Origin of the sequence: Corynebacterium glyciniphilum AJ 3170 (assembly GCF_000626675.1) — a bacterium.
Classification (GTDB): Bacteria; Actinomycetota; Actinomycetes; order Mycobacteriales; family Mycobacteriaceae; genus Corynebacterium; species Corynebacterium glyciniphilum.
The window spans coordinates 3,280,823-3,302,996 of record NZ_CP006842.1; the positions used below are offsets into that span (position 1 = coordinate 3,280,823).

At 66.3% G+C, this 22,174-nt stretch carries 19 protein-coding genes; 11 read left to right on the forward strand and 8 right to left on the reverse strand.

Features of this window, described 5'->3' with window-relative positions; genetic code table 11:
• The first annotated feature begins 133 nt into the window (after window positions 1-133).
• Window positions 134-1,927 (forward strand): acyl-CoA dehydrogenase, encoded by a 1,794-nt coding sequence (locus tag CGLY_RS15265; RefSeq protein WP_038550479.1) that lies wholly within the window; start codon window positions 134-136, stop codon window positions 1,925-1,927.
• 39 nt (window positions 1,928-1,966) lie between these two features.
• On the opposite strand, the gene CGLY_RS15270 is transcribed toward CGLY_RS15265, so the two are convergent.
• The 4 genes from CGLY_RS15270 to CGLY_RS15285 form a co-directional block, all read right to left on the reverse strand.
• Complete coding sequence (locus tag CGLY_RS15270) at window positions 1,967-2,899, reverse strand: NAD-dependent epimerase/dehydratase family protein (protein WP_038550481.1); 933 nt, start codon at window positions 2,897-2,899, stop codon at window positions 1,967-1,969.
• A gap of 95 nt (window positions 2,900-2,994) precedes the next feature.
• Window positions 2,995-4,116 carry an iron-siderophore ABC transporter substrate-binding protein gene (locus CGLY_RS15275; protein WP_081803967.1) on the reverse strand — a complete coding sequence of 374 codons (1,122 nt, stop codon included), beginning with the start codon at window positions 4,114-4,116 and terminating at the stop codon, window positions 2,995-2,997.
• A 99-nt stretch (window positions 4,117-4,215) separates the two neighbouring features.
• Window positions 4,216-5,010: a helix-turn-helix domain-containing protein gene (locus CGLY_RS16945; RefSeq protein ID WP_052540386.1), complete on the reverse strand. Its 795-nt coding sequence runs from the start codon at window positions 5,008-5,010 to the stop codon at window positions 4,216-4,218.
• A complete protein-coding gene (locus CGLY_RS15285; RefSeq protein WP_038550483.1) occupies window positions 5,007-5,900 on the reverse strand; it encodes a siderophore-interacting protein in 894 nt (297 codons plus the stop codon). Before CGLY_RS15285 ends, CGLY_RS16945 begins: the two co-directional genes overlap by 4 nt.
• A 163-nt stretch (window positions 5,901-6,063) precedes the next feature.
• Between CGLY_RS15285 and CGLY_RS15290 the strand changes: the two genes are divergently transcribed.
• On the forward strand, window positions 6,064-7,047 hold the full coding sequence (locus CGLY_RS15290; protein ID WP_081804086.1) for an ABC transporter substrate-binding protein: 984 nt from the start codon (window positions 6,064-6,066) through the stop codon (window positions 7,045-7,047).
• An 11-nt stretch (window positions 7,048-7,058) separates the two neighbouring features.
• Here CGLY_RS15290 and CGLY_RS15295 read toward each other — a convergent pair whose 3' ends face one another.
• Complete coding sequence (locus CGLY_RS15295) at window positions 7,059-8,147, reverse strand: ABC transporter substrate-binding protein (protein ID WP_052540390.1); 1,089 nt, start codon at window positions 8,145-8,147, stop codon at window positions 7,059-7,061.
• A gap of 4 nt (window positions 8,148-8,151) precedes the next feature.
• Entirely contained in the window at window positions 8,152-9,150 is a 999-nt protein-coding gene (locus tag CGLY_RS15300; RefSeq protein ID WP_052540397.1) for an ABC transporter substrate-binding protein, read from the reverse strand.
• A 230-nt stretch (window positions 9,151-9,380) separates the two neighbouring features.
• Here CGLY_RS15300 and CGLY_RS15305 point away from each other — a divergent pair, with 230 nt between their 5' ends.
• The gene (locus tag CGLY_RS15305) at window positions 9,381-11,030 is read left to right on the forward strand and encodes an ABC transporter transmembrane domain-containing protein (RefSeq protein WP_038553510.1); all 1,650 of its coding nucleotides are present in this window, start codon (window positions 9,381-9,383) and stop codon (window positions 11,028-11,030) included.
• Window positions 11,027-12,760: an ABC transporter ATP-binding protein gene (locus tag CGLY_RS15310; protein WP_038550486.1), complete on the forward strand. Its 1,734-nt coding sequence runs from the start codon at window positions 11,027-11,029 to the stop codon at window positions 12,758-12,760. Before CGLY_RS15305 ends, CGLY_RS15310 begins: the two co-directional genes overlap by 4 nt.
• 69 nt (window positions 12,761-12,829) lie before the next feature.
• Here the strand turns inward: CGLY_RS15310 and CGLY_RS15315 are convergent, their stop codons facing one another.
• On the reverse strand, window positions 12,830-14,542 hold the full coding sequence (locus tag CGLY_RS15315) for a long-chain-fatty-acid--CoA ligase (protein ID WP_038550488.1): 1,713 nt from the start codon (window positions 14,540-14,542) through the stop codon (window positions 12,830-12,832).
• An 89-nt stretch (window positions 14,543-14,631) separates the two neighbouring features.
• On the opposite strand from CGLY_RS15315, the gene CGLY_RS15320 reads away from it, so the two are divergent.
• Window positions 14,632-15,060: a VOC family protein gene (locus CGLY_RS15320; protein WP_038550490.1), complete on the forward strand. Its 429-nt coding sequence runs from the start codon at window positions 14,632-14,634 to the stop codon at window positions 15,058-15,060.
• Between the two features lie 25 nt (window positions 15,061-15,085).
• On the opposite strand, the gene CGLY_RS15325 is transcribed toward CGLY_RS15320, so the two are convergent.
• A complete protein-coding gene (locus CGLY_RS15325; RefSeq protein WP_038550491.1) occupies window positions 15,086-15,700 on the reverse strand; it encodes a TetR/AcrR family transcriptional regulator in 615 nt (204 codons plus the stop codon).
• Between the two features lie 266 nt (window positions 15,701-15,966).
• Between CGLY_RS15325 and CGLY_RS15330 the strand changes: the two genes are divergently transcribed.
• From CGLY_RS15330 to CGLY_RS15355, 6 genes are all read left to right on the forward strand, one after another.
• Window positions 15,967-16,794, forward strand: coding sequence for an SDR family NAD(P)-dependent oxidoreductase (locus tag CGLY_RS15330; RefSeq protein ID WP_038550492.1), 828 nt, complete (start codon window positions 15,967-15,969; stop codon window positions 16,792-16,794).
• On the forward strand, window positions 16,794-17,777 hold the full coding sequence (locus CGLY_RS15335) for an NADPH:quinone oxidoreductase family protein (RefSeq protein WP_038550493.1): 984 nt from the start codon (window positions 16,794-16,796) through the stop codon (window positions 17,775-17,777). Before CGLY_RS15330 ends, CGLY_RS15335 begins: the two co-directional genes overlap by 1 nt.
• 144 nt (window positions 17,778-17,921) lie before the next feature.
• Window positions 17,922-19,400, forward strand: a complete 1,479-nt coding sequence (locus CGLY_RS15340) for an MFS transporter (protein WP_081803968.1) — start codon at window positions 17,922-17,924, stop codon at window positions 19,398-19,400.
• 48 nt (window positions 19,401-19,448) lie between these two features.
• Complete coding sequence (locus tag CGLY_RS15345; protein WP_038550494.1) at window positions 19,449-20,057, forward strand: TetR/AcrR family transcriptional regulator; 609 nt, start codon at window positions 19,449-19,451, stop codon at window positions 20,055-20,057.
• Between the two features lie 83 nt (window positions 20,058-20,140).
• Window positions 20,141-20,818 carry a response regulator transcription factor gene (locus CGLY_RS15350; RefSeq protein ID WP_038550496.1) on the forward strand — a complete coding sequence of 226 codons (678 nt, stop codon included), beginning with the start codon at window positions 20,141-20,143 and terminating at the stop codon, window positions 20,816-20,818.
• 3 nt (window positions 20,819-20,821) lie between these two features.
• On the forward strand, window positions 20,822-22,171 hold the full coding sequence (locus CGLY_RS15355; RefSeq protein ID WP_052540401.1) for a sensor histidine kinase: 1,350 nt from the start codon (window positions 20,822-20,824) through the stop codon (window positions 22,169-22,171).
• Window positions 22,172-22,174 lie beyond the last annotated feature (3 nt).

Genomic DNA, 22,174 nt, shown 5'->3' on the forward strand with positions numbered 1-22,174 from the left:
TCGCACACGTTTACTCCACACGCCCCGCGTATTGGAAGGAAGACTGGCGGACAGCCCCCTCGGGCCCGCAACACCCGTCCACTCTACTGAATCTGCGTTCAAAAATGACGAAAGTCGTTTACCATCGGAAAGCATGACCGCCGACATCCTTTCCCGGAACGACCTCTCCTTCCTCCTCTACGACTGGCTGCACGTCGAATCGTTGACCGAGCACGACAGGTTCTCCGACCACTCCAGGGACACCTTCGACGCCATGCTGGATGCCTCGCGCGACCTCGCGGAGACCTGGTTCCGACCCCACATGCGGGCCTCGGACCAGGATGAACCAACCTTCGACGCCGCCGGAATCCACACCCACGAGGCGATCGCACCAGCATTGCGGGCCTTCGCGGACTCCGGCCTCACCGCAGCATCGTTCGGTGAGGAACACGGGGGTGTCGGCCTTCCGCTCACCGTGTCCCGCGCATGTTTCGCCTGGGCACAGGCCGCCAACATCGCGACCGCAGCCTATCCCATGCTGACCATGGCGAACGCGGCGCTGCTGCTCGCTCACGGAACGCCGGAGCAGATCGCGACCTACGCCGAACCTCAGCTCGCCGGGACGTTCAGTGGAACGATGTGCCTGTCCGAACCTCACGCAGGGTCCTCGTTAGCCGATGTGAAGACCCGTGCCCGGCGCGACGACAGCGACGAGACCGCCGACACCACCGGGGGCGCATGGCGGATCACCGGGACGAAAATGTGGATCTCCGGCGGCGATCACGAGATGACAGACAACATCATCCACCTCGTCCTCGCCCGCACCGGTCCGGCCGGGGACGGCGTGAAGGGGCTCAGTCTCTTCATCGTCCCGAAGTTCCTGCCGTCCGGTGAACGCAACGATGTCGTCCTCGCCGGCCTGAACCACAAGATGGGCTACCGGGGCACCACGAACACCCTGCTGAACTTCGGCGAGGGTGCTCACACCCCGGGCGGTGCCGCAGGTGCGGTGGGCTATCTCGTCGGTGCGGAGAACCGTGGCCTGCAGTACATGTTCCACATGATGAACGAGGCCAGGATCGGCGTCGGGACAGGTGCCGCCGCTCTCGCGATGACCGGCTACCTCGAATCGTTGGACTACGCACGCAGCCGTCCCCAGGGGCGCCCCGTCGGGGCGAAGGACCCCGCCCAACCCCAGGTACCGATCATCGAGCACGCCGATGTCCGGCGCATGTTGTTGGCGCAGAAAGCCTACGCCGAGGGATCCATGGCACTGTGTCTCTACGCCGCTCAGCTGGTGGACCTGGCCACCGTCGCCTCCGGCGATGAACGTGACCGCCTTGAACTACTGCTCGATGTGCTGACCCCGGTGGTCAAGAGTTTCCCGTCGCAGTACGGCCCCGCCGCCAATGACCTGGCGATCCAGGTCCTCGGCGGTGCCGGCTACACCCGCGACTACAACGTGGAGCAGTTCTACCGGGACAACCGCCTCAACCCCATCCATGAGGGGACCCACGGCATCCAGGGCCAGGATCTGCTGGGACGCAAGGTCGTGATGAAGAACGGAGCGGGATTGCGGCTACTCGTCGAGACCATCACCGAAACGGTCACGACCACCGCCGCCCTGTTCCCGGAGCATTCCACGGACCTCGCAGCTCGTCTCCGGCGCCTCGTCGACGTTACCGAGACACTGTGGGAGGACGGCGATGCTGCCGCTGCCCTGGCACACGCCACGGACTACCTCGAGGCCACCGGGCACATCGTCGTCGCCTGGATCTGGCTGGACATGGCGCACGCCGCGGAAGCAGCGGGCTCACCGTTGGCGGCCGGGAAACTGGCTGCGGCGGAGTACTTCTTCACCCGGGAGCTCCCCAAGGTCGACCCGGTCCTCGACCGACTGGCCCACCCTGACTCACTGCTCAACGACCTGGACGAGAGCATCTTCTGACAGTTCCCCGCCTCTCCCGCCTGTCCCGCCGAAGCGAGGTCAGGATCTCGCCCGCTCGCGGTGGATCGCAGCGACGCCTTCGGCGTAGGTCGTGACACGGAAATCCGGGAATGCGTCGGTGAACTTGTCGGTGACGAAGATATTGTCCACCGCGTACCGCGGGAGGAGTTCCCAGAGTTCGCGGACATTCTTGCTGAACAGGCGACCGACAGCGAAGACGATCTTCGACACCACGGCGTAGCTGACCTCGCGTTCCCACCGCTGTGCTGCGAGCCGGACGAGGTCCTTGTACGTGATGCGTTCCTTGTCGACCGGGAGGTGCCACGTCTGTCCGTATGCCGAGGCCGTATTACCGATCAGTGCCATGGCCCGGCTGGCGTCCGGCGTCCAGATCAGGCTGCGTCGGGTGTCGGCGCTCAGCGGCACCCGCGCCTTCTTCCCCTCCGCGACGGCGTCGAACACCAGGGAGTTGGTGAAGCTCTGGGTCTTCCCGGGACCGTAGAACTCCGGAGCACGGCAGATGACCGCCTCGACCCGGCCCCGCTCCATGGCCTCCAGAAGCATGGTGGTCATGGCCGCCCGGGTGCGGCCCTTACTGCCGTTCGGCGAGAACGGCGTGCCCTCGGTCTGCGGCGCGCTGGTCATCGGATACATGTAGGTGTTGTCGAAGAAGACCAGCTTGGCACCGTGCTTCTCACAGGCGTCGATGGTGTTCTTCATCATCGTGGGAAGTTGTTCGGCCCAGAGCGCACTGTCCGGGGGCAGACCGACGGTGAGATAGACGATGTCGCTGCCCGCCACAGCCGTATCGGTCTCCACGGCGTTCATGAGGTCCGCGGACAGCAGTTCATCGGTGTCATGCAGCTTCCTGGGATGACGGCTGACGAGCCTGATGTCAGTGGTGTAGCTGTCGTGCAGCTCGCGGGCAAGCTCGGTCCCGATCTGCCCGTTCGCCCCCAGAATGGTCTGCATGGTTCTCGCCTTTCGTCGACTGACTTTATCACTATGATGACACTGTAAACATCAATGTGATCGCTGTCAACACTAGCGGCGCCGACCGGTGCTCCCTATCTGGCGGAACGCACCACCGCACCGCCGTCCACCGCCTCGGAGAGATCCTCCAGGAACCCCTCGTCCAGCGCCCACCGGATACTGAGCGGACTGGGGCCGTTCGTCGCCGACGCCAGTGTCTCGTCCTCGAGAATGTAGTAGTTACCCTCCTCGACCGGCTCCCACCGGGAGATCGCCGGGGTTTCCAGCGTGTCGCTCGTCTGTTCCCGGCTACTCGACCAGCCGACGAAGAGGTCGGTCTCCACCCTGCCGATGTTCTCCAGGCTGACGGTACCGAAGAAGGAGTCCTCGTCCTCGAGGTCCATCGAGCCCGCGAGCCCCGGCGCGTCGACCAGGCCGAACTCCCGCAGGAATGCGACGCGGGGATCCCCGGCAACATACAGCCCGAGTTCCTGGGAACCCCCTTCGAAAGTCAGCCCGTAAACAAAGGACGCACCGTCGAGGTTCGGATGTTTCGCTGCCTCCCTCTCCATCGCGGTCTCGGTCTCCTCGATGAGCTCCCGGCCCCGCTCCTGCTCACCGAGCGCAGTGGCCACGGTCTCCGTGAGCTCCTGCCAGCTGCCCGACTGCCACGGACTCTCACGGTAGGCGACGGTCGGGGCAATGTCGCTGAGCCGTCCGTAGTCCACGTCCGTCACACCCGAATGCGGCGCGAGAATAAGGTCGGGTTCTGTGGCTGCGATTTTCTCGATGTTGATACTTCCGTCGTCACTGTCGGTGAGCTCCGGCATATCACCACCGATGACATTCTCCACCTGGTCACGGAACCAGGGACTGAATCCCTCGTCGTCTCCACCCCAGGTCTCGTCCACACCGACCGGGGCCGTTCCAAGAGCCGCGACGATGTCGTGGGTGATCCACCCGATCGTGACGATCCGTTCCGGCTTCTCCCGGATCTCGGTCTCCCCGTAGACATGCTCCATGGTCACCGGGAAGCTACCTGACCCCTGTCCCGCGCCGCCCGCAGCCTCGTCATCATCACCACCGGTGGAACACGCGGTCAGCGTGGCCGCAAACGCCACCGCGAGTACCCCGAGTACAGCCATTGACCTCCGTCGCATCCGCGATGTGCCACCGGATGCGCCCCCGTCCCGACCTGCCCCGACAGTCGTCCTCATACCAGTCTCCTCACGTCTCAGTTCATAGGCAAGCATTACCTGTGTCAGACAGTACGGGGGTACAACCCCGCACGACGGACATCCCTCATCGCCCAACGGTCACCGGACGGCCCTGAACTGCAACGGCCCCCGCCCTGTGACCCTCTTCAGGGCCGTGCTGAACGCACTCGCCGAGGTGTAGCCCACCTTCCGCGACACGGTGCCTACCGCCACCCCGTCCGCCAGGAGCCGCACCGCCACGGACATCCTCGCCACCGTTCGCCATTCGCTGAAGGTCATCCCCGTGTCCGCACGGAATGCCCGCGCAATGGTGCGTCCACTGGTGTTCAGGACCCAGGCCCAGTCCTCGAGCGACCGACTGTCCTCAGGATGCTCGAGGATCCGACGTGCCACAGGCTGGATCAGGCCGTCACCGGGCAGAGGCAGCTCAAGGGACGGCAGCGACGGCTCCGCCAGCAGGTCGAGACACAGGCGTTGCGCACGGAACCGCCGGTCACTGGGCATCCCGTGGTACGCCATGAACACCAGTAGCTCACGTGCCGCCGCATTGACCGTCACGCCCCACACCCGGTCGCAGTCGCCGCCCCACGCGTCGGTGCGGATATACACGGCCGTCAGGGACGTCGCCGGGTCCGGATCCACGACGTGGACGGTACCCGCCGGCACAAAGACCCCCTGCCCGAGAGTGAGGTGGTGTCGCTGACCGGCCACGTCCACGAAGGAGCTTCCGCGCATCGGCCAGAACACCACGTGCAGCGCATGCGCGTGCGGCTGCCCGGTACAGACGTCCGGCTCCAACGGGGCGGGATAGCGCAGTTCACGCATGGTAAGCAGAAAGTCACCGGGGATCAGGTCGGCAGCCACCCCTGTGCCGACACCGGTCGTGGTGGTCACAGCCCGTTCTTCTCGTAGAGGGCGTCGACCAGGTCGACGACCTCGTCGTCGTCCCGACCACTGTCGTACAACGACCGGACCTTGTCACGGAACTCCTCGCCCAGCGCATCGTAAGCGGCGATCCACTCCTCCTTGTCATGCACCCAGTAACCCATGGTGGTGGCGCCTGCCCTGGCGAACCCCTTCTCCTCCCGGAGCTGTCGCCGCAGCGTGCGGGACGTTCTGGTCTCGGTCGCCACCCACACCGCCGCGTCTTGCGGAACCTCCATTCCGGACAACACCTCCGGCAGCCCACTGGGGGCGACGCCGTTACCGGTGCCCGACAACCAGACGCAGTCAACGTCCCCGCACGTCGGGGAGATCTCGTAGCCCTCGTCCCTGACCTCACAGACCAGGGTGGATGCCATTCCCGCCGGGGCAGTCTCGCAGATGCGCAGCGCGGCGGGCAGCCCCGGCTCATCACAGAAGAGGAACTGACGGGTGGCACCGTCTGGGCGCCGGTAGACCTCCACCGGCTCGGTCAGCCCGACCTCACCACCCACGTCGACGGAGGTCGCCCAGGTGGTCGCGACGCCGTTGCCGTGAACGACGAAATCAATGTCCACCTCGCCGGGGCGCCAGTCACGGATGGTGTAGGTCCGCATCTCCGAAGGCTCCACTCCATCCCCGTAGACCCAGCCCCGCCCCTCCAACACGGGAAGGCGGACGGCATCGCGGGGAGCGTCAGGAAAGAAGACCCTGACCCATTCGTCGCCGACACCCGTGGTGGGATAGTCGGCCATGTCCGGTCCGCCAAGACTAATCCGCACCATGGCCTTGCCCACCCGGGTTACCGCGGTGACCTCCGCCCGATGGATACGGGGCTCGACGGACTTCCCACCTGCATTCACTGCCAACTCCTACCTGTACCCCGCGGGTCACCCCGGGGAGATCTCCTCTGTCAGTACTAAGGTGACCCTACCCGAAGTGATCTTCGCGCAGCGGACAGAGCTTGTCGTCCAGACGCCACAGGTTGGCCGCCACACGCATCACGGCGACATTAGCCTCAGCACCATGACACTCAGAAGACGTTTCACCGGCCCACTGCTCGCCAGTCTCTGCGCCGTATCGCTGGCCAGTCTCTCCGCGTGCTCGACAGATGACGGCGACACCGGCACCGGGGCCGGCTCCGGGGCCGACACCATCACCTTCGACTACGCGGGCCAGCAGGTGGAGATCCCCGCCGACCCCCAGCGGGTCGTGTGCATCGAAACACGCCTCTGCCCGGAGTTCGCCGAGATCACGGGTCTCAACCTGGTCGCCACCCCGGAGATACCCGTAGAATCGGCGGAGGACAACGTGGTGAACGATGACCTTCCCGACTCGGTGACCAGGTACAGCTTCGACACGACCGCCCCGGATGCCGAGGCCGTGGCGGACCTGGACCCCGACCTGATCATCACGACCGCCGCCTGGTTCGACACCTACGACCGCGAGCAGCAGGAACGCCTGGAAGGCATCGCACCGGTGCTGGGACTCGACGGTGACCTGACGTCAACCTCCGCCACCGCCGGTGATGACGCCTGGTTGGCACCGCTGCTGGACCAGGCGGAGCAACTGGGGAAGAGAGAGGATGCTGAGCAGAGTATCCAGGAGTACCACCGGACCGTCGACGAAGGCGCCGAACGCCTCGCGGACTACGAGGGGAAAACCGTTGCCGTCGTCGCACTGCAGGACGACCAGTTCGTACTCGAGGACGAGAACCTCGTCCCGGAGGTCCTCACCGACCTCGGCTTCTCACTCCTCACCGACAGCGGGTCCCGTGAGGCCGACGGGTCCCTGAAGCTGTACAGCAAGGAAAACCTCAACATCCTCGCCGATGCCGACGTCATCCTGGTGCAGAATCCGGACTCCACCATCGCCGACGACGCGATCTGGAAGCGGTTGCCGGCGGTGGTGGACGGCAAGACCCCGCAACTCCTGTACAACCACCGCGCGGGGTACTCCAAGGTCGGGGCGAACTTCGCCGAGTACATCGTCGACCAGCTCACCGCGTAGCGGTCACACACTCAGTCGAGCGAGTCGGACACCGCACCGGCGATGTCGTCGACCGCCCAAGCGAGACTCAGCGGGGTGGACGTCGCCAGTGCCAGTCCCACGTCCGAGTCGGAGATCACGGTCGCATTCCCGCTGCCGACCGGCCCCCATGCCGCGAAGGAACGGTCCGTGGCGAGCGCGGCATCCCATTCCTCCTGACTGGTGGTGGTCACGTACGTGTCGGCGTCGGTACTGATCAGGCGTTCCACGGCGACATTGAAGCTGGACACCCCGTCCGCCTCCCTCGCCAACGGATCGAGATCCGGTGACGGCACCATACCGAGCTTCTCCAGGGTCTTCACCCGAGGGTCCGCCTCCGAGAAGATCACCACCTGGCCGTCGTCGGGGAGAAAACCGTAGAAGAACGACACGCCGGAGAGTTCCGGATGCGCCTCCACGGTCTCCGCGAAGTGGTCGTCCAGGTCCCTGGTGACCGCCTCCGCCTCGGACGGACGGCCCAACGCCTGCCCCACCATCGTCAGGTGGTCTTCAGCAGACGTGCCCCAGGGCTCGTCAGGGAAGGCGACGGTCGGGGCGATGTCCGAGAGCCGCTGGTACTCCTCGGCCGTGATTCCGGAACTGATGGCGAGGATGAGGTCAGGTTCCTGGGTCGCCACGAACTCCGTGTCGACCTCGCCGCGTTCCAGGGACGGTTCAGTGGCGGGCAGCGGCGCGCCGAGCTCTTCGACGGCCTCGCGGAACCAGGGGTGGAACTCCGCGCTGTCCCCTTCTCCTCCAGCGGGACCCTGTGCGACGGGCACCGTGCCGAGCTGCACGGCGAGGTCCGCACCCGCCCAACCGACGACAACGAGCCGCTCAGCCGGCTTCTCGATGGTGGTCTCGCCGTAGGCGTGCCCGATGGTGACCGGGAACGCCCCGTCCTCCGCCTCGGCGAAGACCCTCTCGCCGGAGCTGCCGGTGACGTCAGCGCCGTCACCGCCGTCGGACGACGAGCACCCCACGAGAACCGCACTCAGGACGAGGGCGGTGAGTAGGGCGGCCACGCCGACGAGGAACTCGGCCAGGCGCCGGCGGGGCGGAATGAATGATGTGGTCGACATGATCTCAGGCCTCCAGCGGGGACAGGATCGTGTCCTCGATGACGTCCAGGTACGCCGTGGCGGACTCATAGTCGGTGACGAGCCCGTCGACCTCGACCACGTGGCCCTCCTGCGCGGCCTTGAGCTGCCGGAACAAGGTGTTGTCGATGATCTCCTGCATGACCGGGTCCACGGTTCCGTCGGCGAGCACCGGTACCAGGACAACGTCCGCGTCACCGAGCAGGGAGCCGATGTTCTCCGTGGAATACTCCTCCCACCCCTTGGAGAACTCCCCGGTCGGGACAGACGACGCCGTACGCATCCCGACCTCCTCGTACACTGCTCCCAGAATCCCGGAGGGGTAGTTGATGTAGAAGTTCGCGGAGTCCGCCATCGGACCGATCGAGGCGAAGGTGTACTCGTCGAGCACGTCCCGGTAGGTGTCCTGTATCTCGGCGAGCCGCTGCTCGTAGGTCGCCTTCGTCTCCGCCAGCGCGTCCTCGGCGTCGACCGCGGTGGCGATGTCACCGACGATGGCCTTCCAGTCACCCCGGGTCTCTCCCTCGACGATGACGGTGGGGGCGATCTCAGAGAGTTTTGCGTAGATGTCCTCGTCAACCTCAAGGACGTCCCCGACGATCACATCCGGATCAGCGGCGGCGACGGCCTCGATGTCCAGGTCGAAGAACGTTCCGACGGGCTCCGCCGACTCCACGAAATCCATCTGCTCGTCGGTGAACCCCTGCGCGTAGTCGCTGTAGTCCTGGGTCCCCACCGGGGTCACGCCCAGCGACTTCAATTGCCAGGGGGTGTCGTAGGAGACCGCGACAACCCGCTGCGGATCCTCGGGAACCTCCACCTCACCGTAGGCGCTGTCGACAGTGTGAAGGCTGTCCCCGCTCTGTCCGTCGTCGGAGGTGCCGCAGGCCGTGGCGGCAATCAACATCCCCCCGGTCAGGGCCGTGGCCAGGATGCTCCTGCCCGGTACGCGCACCCGGCGCGTCACAGCGGCGGTTCTCTTCATGGTTGCTCCTCGTGTCTCCTGAAACGTGCAATGACCGTGATGGCATTCAGGTCCAGACGGTATCGAGTGGCAGCGTCCCGCAATGGACATGTTCCCCCTCGCATCGGACAATGCGCCTCGCCGGAAGCTCAGGCATTTCAGGCATTGTTGTCCGCTCTTGTCCGCTCTTGTCCGCTCTGCGACGACACTCGTCCTCCCCGGTCCCGCCACCCGCCTTAGCGTGGACTCTCATGCGGACCACCCAGATCGGCCAGCTCCCGGGGGATCTCTCAACCCTCACCACCGGAGGTATCCTGCGCATCGCGCTGACCCGCGACAGGCGCGCCGTACGCCTGGCGCTCTGCACCGGCGGACTGGTCATCCACAACATCTGCGAGGCGGCCGTCCCTATCCTCATCGGGACCACCATCGACCGGGCCATCATACCCGGCGACGGTACCGGGCTGGTCACCTGGCTCGGTGTCCTGGCGGCGACGTTTCTGCTGATGTCACTGAGCTACCAACGTTCAATGCTCGGGATGGTGCGGGTCTACGGTCACGGCGAGCACGACCTGCGCCAACTCACCGTCAGCAGGGTCCTCCATCCCCGTCGGCACGCACCCCGTCCCACCGGGGAGGTTCTCTCCATCGCCACCAACGACACCTTCCAGGTCGCCGGTGTCTCCTGGAGCATCGTGCAGCAACTGGCCACCGTCGCCGGGCTCCTCACCGCGGCCGGGGCGCTGCTGGTCATCTCCGTCCCCCTCGGCATAGGTGTCCTCGTCGGTGCCGTCGCCGTGCTGGCACTCATGCAGCGTCTCTCCCGGCCGATGTTCGCCCGCGGCCGCACCGAACAACACGCCGTCGCCGCCGCCAGCGATGTCGCGACGGACGCCATGGCAGGCCTGCGGATTATCCGGGGACTCGGGGCGCAGGACGAGGTCAGCAGACGCTACCGAACAGCCAGCGCCCACTCCCGTGACACCGCTGTCGCCTCCGCGGTTTCCCTGCGCAGTTATGACGCGGTGAGTGAGATCGTCTCCCTGGTCTATCTGGCGGCGCTCACCTTCACCGCCGGGTGGATGACCATCGGTGGCACAATCACCCCCGGTGATCTCGTGACCGTCATCGGCCTGGCGCAGTTCCTCAAGGGGACGCTGGCCCATATCGGCACTTTCGGCGCGAACTGGGCGTACAAGCGCGCCTCCGCCGCCCGGTTGCACACGTTCCTGGCCGAGAAGTTCCAGTTGCCCGCCGGCCTCGAGCACCAGGCGACAGACAGAGAACATACCGCCCCGCTCACCCTCACCTGGTCCTCACCTGAGGGGACCGTGGTGAAGGCGACCCCCGGACGGCTGGTCGGCCTCCGTGTCCCGGACGCCGCCGCGGCCCAGCATGCCGTCGACCGCCTCGGGTTCCGCTCCGCACCGTGCCGCGGGGAGCTCACGCTCGGTGGAGAGGATGCCCTCGACATCGGCCCCGACCGGTGGCGGCGTATCGTCACCGTCCCCCCACGCGACTCCACCCTGTTCACCGGATCTCTGCGGGAGAATGTCACCTTCGACGACACGTCACCGGCCCCGGCGGTCACCGCCGCCACCGCGCTCGACGACGTGATCGACCACCTCGGCGGCGTCGAGGCCCCGGTCGGCGAGGGTGGACACCGGCTTTCCGGCGGACAACGCCAGCGCGTGGCGTTGGCCCGGGCGCTCCACACCACCGGCCCTGTCCTCGTCCTCGACGAACCCACGACCTCGCTGGATCCGGTGACCGCCCGTGATGTTGCGGTAGGCCTCGCCCGCCTCGCGTCCGCAGCCGGCCCCGGCGGGGCCCGGTCCATCGTGGTCATCACCTCCGACCACGCTCTCCTCGACCTCTGCGATGAGGTGGTGGAACTGTGAACACCACCGCTGTCCGGCTCCCCGAGGCGTCCGTCCGCGACACCGGACGCGCCGTCCTCGCCCTGGTGCGTCCACGGTTGCGGACGCTCGGCGCCGTCGTCGTCCTGCTCACCCTCGGCTCCGGCACGGCGCTCGCCGTCCCCGCTCTCCAGGGACGCGTCGTCGACGACGTCATCGCTGGAGCGGGTCTCGCCCGCGTCGGTCTGACCGTCGGAGGAATCATCCTGACCGGCGTCGTGGCCGCACTGCTGATCCTCTGGGGAGGACGCCAGCTGGTGACCGCGCTCCAAGGAACGCTGGCTGAACTCCGGGAGGACGTACTCGACGCCGCCGTGAACCTCGACCCGGGGGATGTGAAGTCCGCCGGCAGTTCCGACGTCGTCTCCCGCGTCACCGGGGACGTCGAGTCCGTCACCGGTGCCGTCACCGAGGTACTCCCCCGCGCCACCCAGGCTCTGTTCACCCTGATCGTCACCGCGCTCGGGTTCGCCGTACTGGACCCGTGGCTTGCACTCGCCGCACTGGTGGCGATACCTGTCCAAGTCCTCTCCGGGGTCGTGTTCCTGCGCAGGTCACGCCCGCTGTACATCCGCCAACAGCGGATGGATGCCGAACGCGGTCAGGCGCTGATCGAGACCGTGAACGGGACCGCCACAGTCCGCGCCCATGCGCAGGATGAGGCCCGTCTGGGCCTCATCGCCGAGCGCAGTCTCGCCTCGGTGGAGATCGGGCGGGAGGCGACGAAGGTCCGCAACGTCTTCAACGGCGGACTGAACACCGCCGAATTCCTCGGCCTCGCGGCGATCCTCGCCGTAGGGTTCTGGCGGGTCGACGCAGGGATGCTGACGGTGGGTGGCGCTACCGCCGGTGCCCTGTTCTTCCAGCGGATCTTCGCGCCGGTGAGCATCCTGCTCGCCAGCATCGACGACCTTCAACGTGCCGAGGTCGGCCTGTCCCGCCTCGTCGGTGTCCTCCAGGTTCCACGTGTTGACGGACCGTCGCGCCCGGTGCAGGACACGGACGTCCGCATCAACGGCCTGTCCTTCCGCTACCCCGGTGCCGACCGGGAGAATCTCGAGAACATCTCCCTCACCATCCCCGCCGGGCGCCACGTGGTGTTGGTCGGCGCATCCGGGTCAGGGAAGTCGACCCTGGCGCGGCTCATCGCCGGCACACTGCCCCCCGACACCGGCACTGCCCTCATCGGAGGAGTTGATGCGACGGTGGCGACGTCATCCTCAGGCGCGCCCGCGACGGTTCTGGTCACCCAGGAGATCCACCGGTTCTCCGGGACCGTCGCCGACAACCTCCGACTCGTTGCGCCGGAGGCCACCGACGCCGAGCTGACCACGGCGTTGACAGCGGTGCACGCACAGTGGCTCGAGCACCTCGGTCTCGATCACGACGGGCCCCTCCACGAGTCAGCGGTCCAGCAGATAGCGCTGGCCCGGGTCCTGCTCGCCGACCCACCGGTGGTCGTTCTCGATGAAGCCACCGCTTATGCCGGAACCGGTCGTGACCTGAACGCTCTCGACGCTGCTGTCGGCGCCGTCGTCGCGGGACGGACGTCCGTGATCGTCGCGCACCGGCTGACCCAGGCCCGGGACGCCGACCTGGTGGTCGTCCTCGACTCCGGCCGAATCGCCGAGTCGGGCACCCACGACGAGCTGGTGCGACGTAACGGACGTTATGCACGACTCTGGGACGCCTGGCGAACCTCGACACGCTGAGGCGACCACTCCCGGGTGCTCTGAAGCGCCCAGACCACCCGGGAGTGGTCGTCCCAGCACCCCGTGCACCTACCCCATCATCTGTTCCCGCACCTCCACGCGGCGCACCTTCCCCAGCTGGTCGGCGGGCAGTTCCTCGAACACCTGGAAGACGCGTGGCACCTTGTAGCGCGCCAGACCGTCCCTGCAGTGGTCCTTCACCACGTCCTCGTCCAGCCTCGCCCCGTCCGCCAGGACGATGCCGGCGGCGACGGTCTCTGAACCGTCGTCCCTCGGCAGCCCGACGACGCTGGCCTGGGCGACCGACGGGTGTTCGGTGAGCACTTCCTCCACTTCCGCGGGATAGACGTTGAACCCACCGGTAACGATCATCTCCTTGATGCGCGAGACGATCTTGACGAAACCGTCGGTCTCCTTCACCGCCATGTCTCCGGTGCGGAACCATCCGTCAGCGAACGCCTTCTCGTTGGCGTCCGGACGGTTGAGGTAGCCACCGAAGACCTGCGGCCCCTTGACCACCAGCTCACCGGCCTCCCCGTCGGGCAGTTCGCGGCTGGGGTCATCCTGGTCGACGACACGCACATCGGTGTCGGGGAAGGGGATGCCGACGTAACCGGGACGGCGGTCGGTGCTCATCGGATTCCCGATGACGATCGGCGAGGTCTCCGTGAGCCCGTACCCCTCGACCAGAAGCCCGCCGGTCATGTTCTCCCACCGCTTCACCAGCTCCACCGGCAGACCCGAGGCGCCGGAGAAACTGGCCTTGACCCCGGAGATGTCGATCTTCTGCTGCTCGGCGATGTCCATGATCGTCTGGTACAGCGCAGGAACACCAGGCACCCAGGTGGGCTTCTGCTTCTTCATCGCCGACGCCAGCAGCGGTTTCTCCGGTGCCGGGAGCAGAAGGACGGTGCCACCGATCAGCGGGCCGAGGGTGATGTTCATCGTCAGCCCGTAGGCGTGGAAAATCGGCAGTGCGGCAAGCATTCGCTCGGGCTGCTCGCCCTGCCCCAGCCCGGGAACCCAGGCGACTCCCTGAATGATGTTGGCGCACAGATTGGCGTGGGACAGCGCCGCGCCCTTCGGGGTTCCCGTCGTGCCCGAGGTGTACAGCACGATCGCCGGGTCGGCAGGCGCCACGTCTGCGGTCTCGATCAGCGCGCGGCCCTCGGATTCGGAGGCGTCCTTGACCAGGTCGGACCATTCGGTGAGGCCGTCGGTGTTGCCCTGCAGTTTGTCCCGCATGGCCTTGACCGGCTTGACCGGGAGTTTCAGTGCCGCACGCAGGTAGAACGGCATGGCACGGGTGACGGTGACCGGGATGATCTGCTCGAGCGGGGCGACGGTGCGCAGTTCACGGGCGACCTCCACTGCCTTGTCCCAGAAGATGCCGACCTTGGCACGGTGGTCCTTGAAGGCGACGGCAAGTTCCCGGGCGGTGTAGAGCGGATTGTGCAGCGTGGCCGTGGCACCGAGGGAGAGTACCGCGTAGAAGCTGACGAGTGCCTGCGGGCAGTTCGGCAGGGCGATCGCCACTCGGTCGCCTCTTCGGACACCACGGTTGTGCAGCATTGAAGCGGTCTTGCGGACCTGCCGTCCGTACTCGGCGTAGGTGAGAGTGGTACCGAAGAACGTCATGGCGGGACGATCGGGCCAGGTCCGCACCGCGTGGTCGAAGACGTCCGCGAGGGTGCGCTCGTCAGCACCGGCGTAATCCAGTTCGGCGCTGGTCCATTCGGGGTAGTACTGCTGCCAGGTCCTGTGGCTGGTGCTGTCGCTCATACTGTGTCAGGTTACGCCTGTAAGATAGGTCACCCTCCCTGCGCTCATGACGCTCATGGCGCAGTCACCACCACCGAGAGGTCACCATCATGTCCACCTGGCTTAATCCCTACCTGAAGTTCCGTGACACCGCTGCGGACGCCTTAGCTTTCTATGCCGAGGTCTTCGGCGGCAAGGCAGACACCCTCACCTTCGGCCAGGCAGGTGCCGCCGACACCACGGAGCGTGAGCCCCTGGTGATGCACGGTCACCTGGAAACCCCCGACGGGTGGACGTTCATGGCCTGCGACACCGCCGACACCGACCCCCGTGAGTTCGACGCACCGCCGGTCGACCTCTGCATCGGCGGCGACGTCGAGGAGTACGACAAGGTCGCCGGCTGGTTCGAGGGCCTGTCCGACGGAGGCATCGTCGTGCTCCCGCTGGAGAAGCAGATGTGGGGCGACTGGTTCGGCCAGGTCCGCGACAAGTTCGGGGTCTCCTGGATGGTGAACGTCTCCTCCGGCGAGCAGTCCTGACCCACTGTCCCACCCCGTGCAGACGTCACTCCAGGTCACGTCCCACGCAGCGCAGTGCTAACTGCGCATAGAAGTCCGCGATCTCATCCGGGCTGATGTAGACACCGTCACGGTACCAGCGCGCAATGTCGACTCCCATCGACAACAACGCTTCCGTGCAGGTGCGGGAATCCGGTGTGTGGAACTCCCCTTCCGCCACACCGGCATCCACGATGTCCCGCAGACGCGCCGTGACCTCGCGCCGCAAGGCGGACACCACCACGGCGTGGTCGGGTGACAATGACGCAAGTTCGTAGTTCACGACCCTTGCCCCGGTGTGTTCGAGTGCATGGTAGCGGGCGAAGGCCGACATCACCGACGCCAGCCGCTGCGGGGCAGGGCCCTCCGGGAGGTCAGCCTCCTCCATCATCTCCAGCGTGCGCAGGTGTCCGTCGTGCATGAGCTGGTACAGCAGCTCCTCCTTCGACGGGAAGTGGACGTACACGGCCGCAGGACTCATCCCCGCCGCACCCGCGATGTCCCGGGTGGTGGTGCCGTGGAAGCCGCGCTCGGCGAAAGCTTCTGTGGCGGCAGCCAGGAGTCGGTCTCTGGCTCCGGCGGCATGGGCTGTCGGATTGTCGTCAGTCTGGCCATCAGTCACTGTCGTCTTCTCCCTCGGGCGGCATGGTCATCGGTCCGGGCTGCAATGCGACCAATCAACCCCCGTACGGAGTGGGTCAGCTCACGGATGCAAGGTTGACGTGGTGGGCATCACAGTGCACAGTAGAGCCTACCTAAGCGACTGCTTAGTAGGTACCCCGCACCGCCGGGTTGACTGCACCGGTCACCACTCCACCGTCAGCCGGGACCCCGCCCGAGCCACGCCCCCGGCGCGAACGGACAGCACCCGAAAGGACACCACGCAGGATGACAGAAGCACACCACGCCGGACAGTCGGCGGCGTTCACCACAGAAGGCTCGACGGTCGTCGTGACCGGGGCCGGCAACGGCATCGGGGCGGCACTGGCCCGCAGCCTCGCACGGCACGGCGCCCGGGTGGTCGTCTCTGACCTCGACGAGGCTGGTGCGGCGCACACCGGCCAGGACATCATCGACACCGGAGGTGAAGCACTCGTCGTCGCCGGGGACGCCGCCTCCGAGGAGGGGGTGACCTCCCTCGTGGAACGTGCCCGCGGGACCTACGGCGAGATCGACGCATGGTTCGCCAATGCCGGGGTTGACCTGGGTCACGGTCTCGACGCCGCCGAGGCAGACTGGGACACGTCCGTCCAGGTCAACATGATGGCCCACGTCCGGGCGGCGAAGCTGCTGGTACCCGGCTGGGCCGAACGCGGCCACGGACGCTTCGTGGTGACCGCATCAGCGGCGGGGCTGCTGACGATGCTGGGTGCGCCCGCCTACTCGGCGACGAAGCACGGTGCCGTGGCATTCGCCGAATGGCTCTCAGCCACGTACCGGCACCGGGGTGTCGTCGTCCAGGCCATCTGCCCACAGGGTGTCCAGACCCGCATGCTCGCCGGCACCGGCCCCTACCAGGAACTCCTCGGCCGGGACACTGCCCTCACACCGGAGCAGGTGGCCGACACCGTCATGGAGGCCCTCCAGGGTGATGACTTCTATATTCTCCCGCACCCCGAGGTCGCCGACTACTACACAATGCGGGCCACGACACCGGACCGGTGGCTCAAAGGCATGAACAAGATCGCCCGGACCATCGAAAGCAAGGAGCAGTAATGAAAGCATGGCAGGTACCCGAGCTCGGTGAACCGTCCCAGGTTCTCACCGCTGTCGACATGGACATCCCGGAGCCCGGCTCCGGGCAGGTGGTGGTCAAGACACGCGCCACCGCCTCCAATTTCCCGGACGTCCTGATGTGCCGGGGTAAATACCAGGTCCGCCCCGACCTCCCGTTCACCCCCGGTGTCGAACTGTGCGGTGACGTCACCGCCGTCGGAGAAGGGGTCGACGGGCTCGCCGTCGGTGACCGGGTCTACGGCACATCAGAACTCCCCCACGGTGGATTCGCCGAGTATGCCGTACTCAGCGCCGCGACGTGTTTCCCTGCGCCTGAGTCGCTTGAGGACGGGCAGGCAGCGTCACTGTTCATCGGCTACCAGACGGCATGGTTCGCACTGCACCGCCGGACGCAGCTCAAGGCCGGCGAGACACTGCTCGTCCACGCCGCAGCCGGCGGCGTGGGTAGTGCAGCCGTCCAGATCGGCAAAGCCGCAGGCGCCCGCGTTATCGGCGTGGTCGGCGGGTCGGACAAAGCGGAGATCGCCCGGCAGCTGGGGGCGGACGTCGTGGTCGACCGCCACGCCGAGGACTTCGTGGCCGTGGTGAAGGAGGAGACAGGCGGGCGCGGCGCTGACGTCGTCTTCGATCCGGTCGGCGGGGACACCTACCGACGTTCCACCAAGTGCATCGCGTTCGAAGGGCGGATCGTGCTGATCGGTTTCGCCGGTGGTGAGATCCAGGAGGTGGCGCTGAATCATGCGCTGATCAAGAACTACTCGATCCTGGGCCTGCACTGGGGCCTCTACAACACGTTCGACCCCAACACGGTGCGCCACTGCCATGAGGAACTGACGGTACTGGCGAACGAGAGAAAGGTCGCCCCCCTGGTCAGCGAGCATCTCAGCTTCGACGAGGTGCCGGACGGTCTGCAACGACTGGCGGACGGCACGACGGTCGGACGCGTGGTCTACCAGGCCTGAGTACACCGGAAGACGCCCTGTCACTGGCAGGGCGTCTTTTCACGTCCGGCGAAAGATTTGTTTGCGAAATCTCTTGACATTGACGTCAGTGTAAAGTGAAATCGGTGTGACCCACCGCACACCACACCTGTAAAGGGTCACCCCATGACACGACAGTTCACAGCGGACCGCTCCGCGAAGGAGCCAGGACGTAAGGCACACTCCAAACTCCTCGCCGCCGGTCTGGCCGGCAGCTCCATTGAATGGTACGACTTCTTCATCTACGGAACAGCCGCCGCACTGGTGTTCCCCACGGTGTTCTTTCCCGAGGTCACCCCACTGATCGGCACCTTGTTGTCCTTCAGCACCTTCGCCGTCGGTTTCATCGCCCGCCCGATCGGAGGCATCCTCGCCGGCCACTACGGCGACAAGGTCGGCCGCAAGCCCATGGTCATCATCACCCTCACCGCCATGGCGGTGGCCACTTTCCTCATCGGCTGCCTGCCCTCCCAGGCCGCCATCGGAGCGGCAGCACCGATCCTGCTGGTGACAATGCGACTCATCCAGGGGCTGGCATGCGGTGGTCAGTGGGGCGGCATCGTCCTGCTGCTGACCGAGTCCGCGGGGCCCAAGAAGCGCGGCTTCTCGGGAACCTTCGGCCAGATGGGTGTTCCGCTCGGCCTGTTCCTGGGCAATCTCATGATGATCGGCTGCAGCCTGGCAATGTCCGACGACGCCTTCATCAGCTGGGGTTGGCGCATCCCGTTCCTGTGTTCGGCCCTGCTCATTCCGGTCGTCGCCTACATCCACCTCAAGGTCGAGGATTCCCCGGAGTTCAAGGAGCTCAAGGAAGAGGTCGCCGATGTCCGGGCGGATTCCGGCCAGGCCGCAGTCGCCCAGGCCCCACTGCGGGAGGCTCTCACGAAGCACTGGCGCACGATCCTGCTGGGTGCCGGTCTACTCGCCGGGACAAATTCAGCGTTCTACGTGTCCATCGCCGGCTTCCTGTCTTTCGGGACCGCCGCGCCCGACGACAACGGCCTGGGCATGGACCGCAACACGGTCTTAACGGCGATCATGATCGCCTCGATCCTTATGCCGCTCCTGATCATGTACACCGGAAAACTGTCCGATTCCATCGGACGCCGTCCCCTCATCATCGCAGGCGCCACGCTTCTGGTTGTCTGGGCTTTCCCGTTCTTCTGGCTCGCGGAAACCGCATCCGCACCGCTACTCGTCGTCGCCATGTTCATCAGTTCCGTCGGGCAGGCTCTGATCTTCGGACCGCTCGCAGCATTCATGGCCGAACTCTTCGAGCCCCGGATCCGCTACTCCGGGGCGTCCCTGGCCTACCAGATCGCCGCCGTCGCGGTCTCCGGTGTTGCTCCTCTGGTCATGACCTGGCTGATCGCCGCGACTGACGGAGGTACCTGGGGCGTGTCGATCTACATGATTGCCATGGCCGCCATCAACATTTTCTGTGCCTGGTACCTCCCGGAGACCAACCCAGAATTCGTTCGTAACGATCCCCATGCCGTCCCCGGCATCGAGCACACCTACGCCCCTCCCACCGGCGCTTTTACCGATGCCCCTGTCGAACCCGGCGACTTCGAGACGCCGACGGCTTCACCGGTCGCACGGTAACCGCCTGTAGACTTACCCCTATCGGGTGACTTTGCCGAAGGGGACACCATGACCAGTGAGAACCGACAGCGCGCCAACCGCCGGGCGTCCGGAAACCTCCGACGCCAGGAACTACTCGCCGCTGCCGCAGAATGTTTCGACGACGTCGGTTACGCCGCCGTGACGATCGAGATGATCACCCGCCGAGCGGGGACCTCCCGTCCGACGTTCTACGTTTACTTCAAGTCCAAGGACGAGGTTTTCCTGGCACTGGTCGAACAGGTCGGAACCGAGCTGATCGAGGCACAGTTCCTCGACGGGCTCGAAGAGGAAAGCGCGGCGGCCATCATCGCCGCCACCACCCGCGCCTACATCGACGCGATCTTCGCCAATGGCGGCCTGGTGGGGATGATCGAGCTGGCCGCCAAAGTCGACCCCGAGGTGAGCGCAGTCTGGTCGCGTGTACCGGAACTCACGGTGAGGCGATACAGCCGCTTCCTCGGCTCCCTCAGTGACGACGAAGCGGACCTGGCTGTGCCGGCAGGAAGACTAGCCCACATCCTCCGGGACGGCATTCACTCCGGAGCGATGCGGCTGTCCGGTGCCGATGACAGCACCAAGGAAGAGTTCACCCACGACCAGATCGCCACCGCGCTGCGTTTGACGGGGTTGGGGTAGGCGGGGCGACAGACTAGAGACCGCCCCGGGGCGGAGGCCCACCTTCAGCAACGATTCAGCCTGGTCATGCAAGACTGGACTCCATGCGGATTCTGCTGGTGGATGACGAGAAACGGCTCGCCGACGGTGTGCGCCGCGGCCTGGAGGCCGAAGGCATGGTCGTCGATGTCGCCCATGACGGCGCGACCGGGCTGGATATGGCGTCCGACGCCGACTACGACGTCATCGTTCTCGACGTGATGATGCCCGGCATGAACGGCTACCGCGTCTGCCACGCCCTGCGCGCCGACGGCGACCACACCCCCGTCCTGTTCCTCACCGCGAAAGACGGCGAATGGGACGAGGTCGAGGGCCTGGACACCGGCGGGGACGACTGGCTGACCAAACCGTTCTCGTTCCCTGTGCTGATCGCCCGCCTCCGCGCGCTGGCGCGGCGCGGGGCCCGGGAACGCCCCGCGGTCCTCGAGGCCGGGGACTTGAGACTTGATCCGTCCGCCCGGCAGGCGTTCCGCGGCGATCAGGAGATCACCCTCACGGCCCGCGAGATGGCGGTGCTGGACTTCCTGCTGCGCCGTCGCGGGGAGGTCGTGACCCGCCAGGAGATCATCGCCAATATCTGGGGCGACTCCTTCACTGGCGACGCCAACATCATCGAGGTCTACATCGGGCACCTGCGCGCCAAAGTCGACCGGCCTTTCCACCGACAGGCCATCGAGACGGTACGCGGCGTAGGCTACCGCCTGTCCGGAACAGGGGGCTGAGGCGTGTCCGGTACAGAACACAGTGCACGCTGCCGGGCACGCCACTCGATCCGCGCCCGGGTGACGGCGGGAGCGACCGCCATCGTCGCTCTCATCCTCGTCGTCAGTGCGGTGGTGGCCGTCCTGGTTCTTGGCCGTGTGCTCACCGCATCCGTCGAAGAGGCGGCGGAGCAGGATCTTGAGTCCCTGAGTTCACAGATCGAGAACGAACCGTCGCGGACAGCAAGCATCATCGCCGGAATCGACGACGACCAGCTCGTCCGGCTGGACAGTTCTGGCGGCACCGTGGTCAATGATGACGATGCCCACTTGCTCCCGGAAGCAGGCGAATCCTCCCGGCAGGTCACCGTCGATAACGAGCCGTACCTGGTGATAGCCGAGGAGACCGACACCGGGACGCTCACCGTCGCCCGCACCACCGAGCACGTCGACGAGACGGTCGGTGCGACGACGATCCTGCTGGCTATCGCCGTCCCACTGGTCATCGTGCTGGTGGGGGCGGTGGTGTGGATCGTGACCGGACGTGCACTGCGTCCGGTCGAGCGACTCCGCCGGCAGGTCGACAGCATCACCGCCGAGGAACTCTCCCGCCGGGTGGACGCCGGGGACGACGAGCTCGGGGCGCTGGCCGCCACCATGAACCGCATGCTTGCCCGGCTCGAGCACTCCCAGGCGGTGCAGCGCAGATTCGTCAGTGACGCCTCCCACGAACTCCGCTCGCCGCTGGCGACCATGCGCCAGCACGCAGAGCTGGGGGCGGCCTACCCGGACGCCACCTCCCTGCATGAACTCAGCGAAGTAGTCATCGATGAAGGGGAACGGATGCAGAACCTGGTCGAGGGTCTGCTGCTGCTCGCCCGGCTCGACGAGAACCACCGTCCGCCCACGGAACTGGTGGACCTCGATGACCTGCTGTTGGCGGAAGCAGACAGGCTGGGCAGGATCAGTAATCTCACCGTCGATGCGTCCGGCGTCGGCGCGGCCCAGGTGGTGGGTAACCCCCGACTTCTCGGGCGGGCTGTGCGCAACCTCGTCGACAATGCTGCGCGCCACGCAGAATCGCGGGTCGTTCTTGGTCTCCGAAACGCCGAACGCACCGCTTCGGACGTGGTGTTCACCGTCGCCGACGACGGTGCCGGCGTCCCGGAGCACGACCGGGAACGCATCTTCGACAGATTCGCCCGCCTGGATGAAGGACGTGCGCGCGACGCCGGCGGGAGCGGCCTGGGGCTCGCCATCGTTCAGGAGGTCGTCCAGGCACATCACGGGCGTGTGACGGTGGGCGAGAGCACAGGAGAGCCAACACGCGGAGGTGCTGTCTTCACGGTCACTCTGCCGGCTGACGGGTCCTGAACC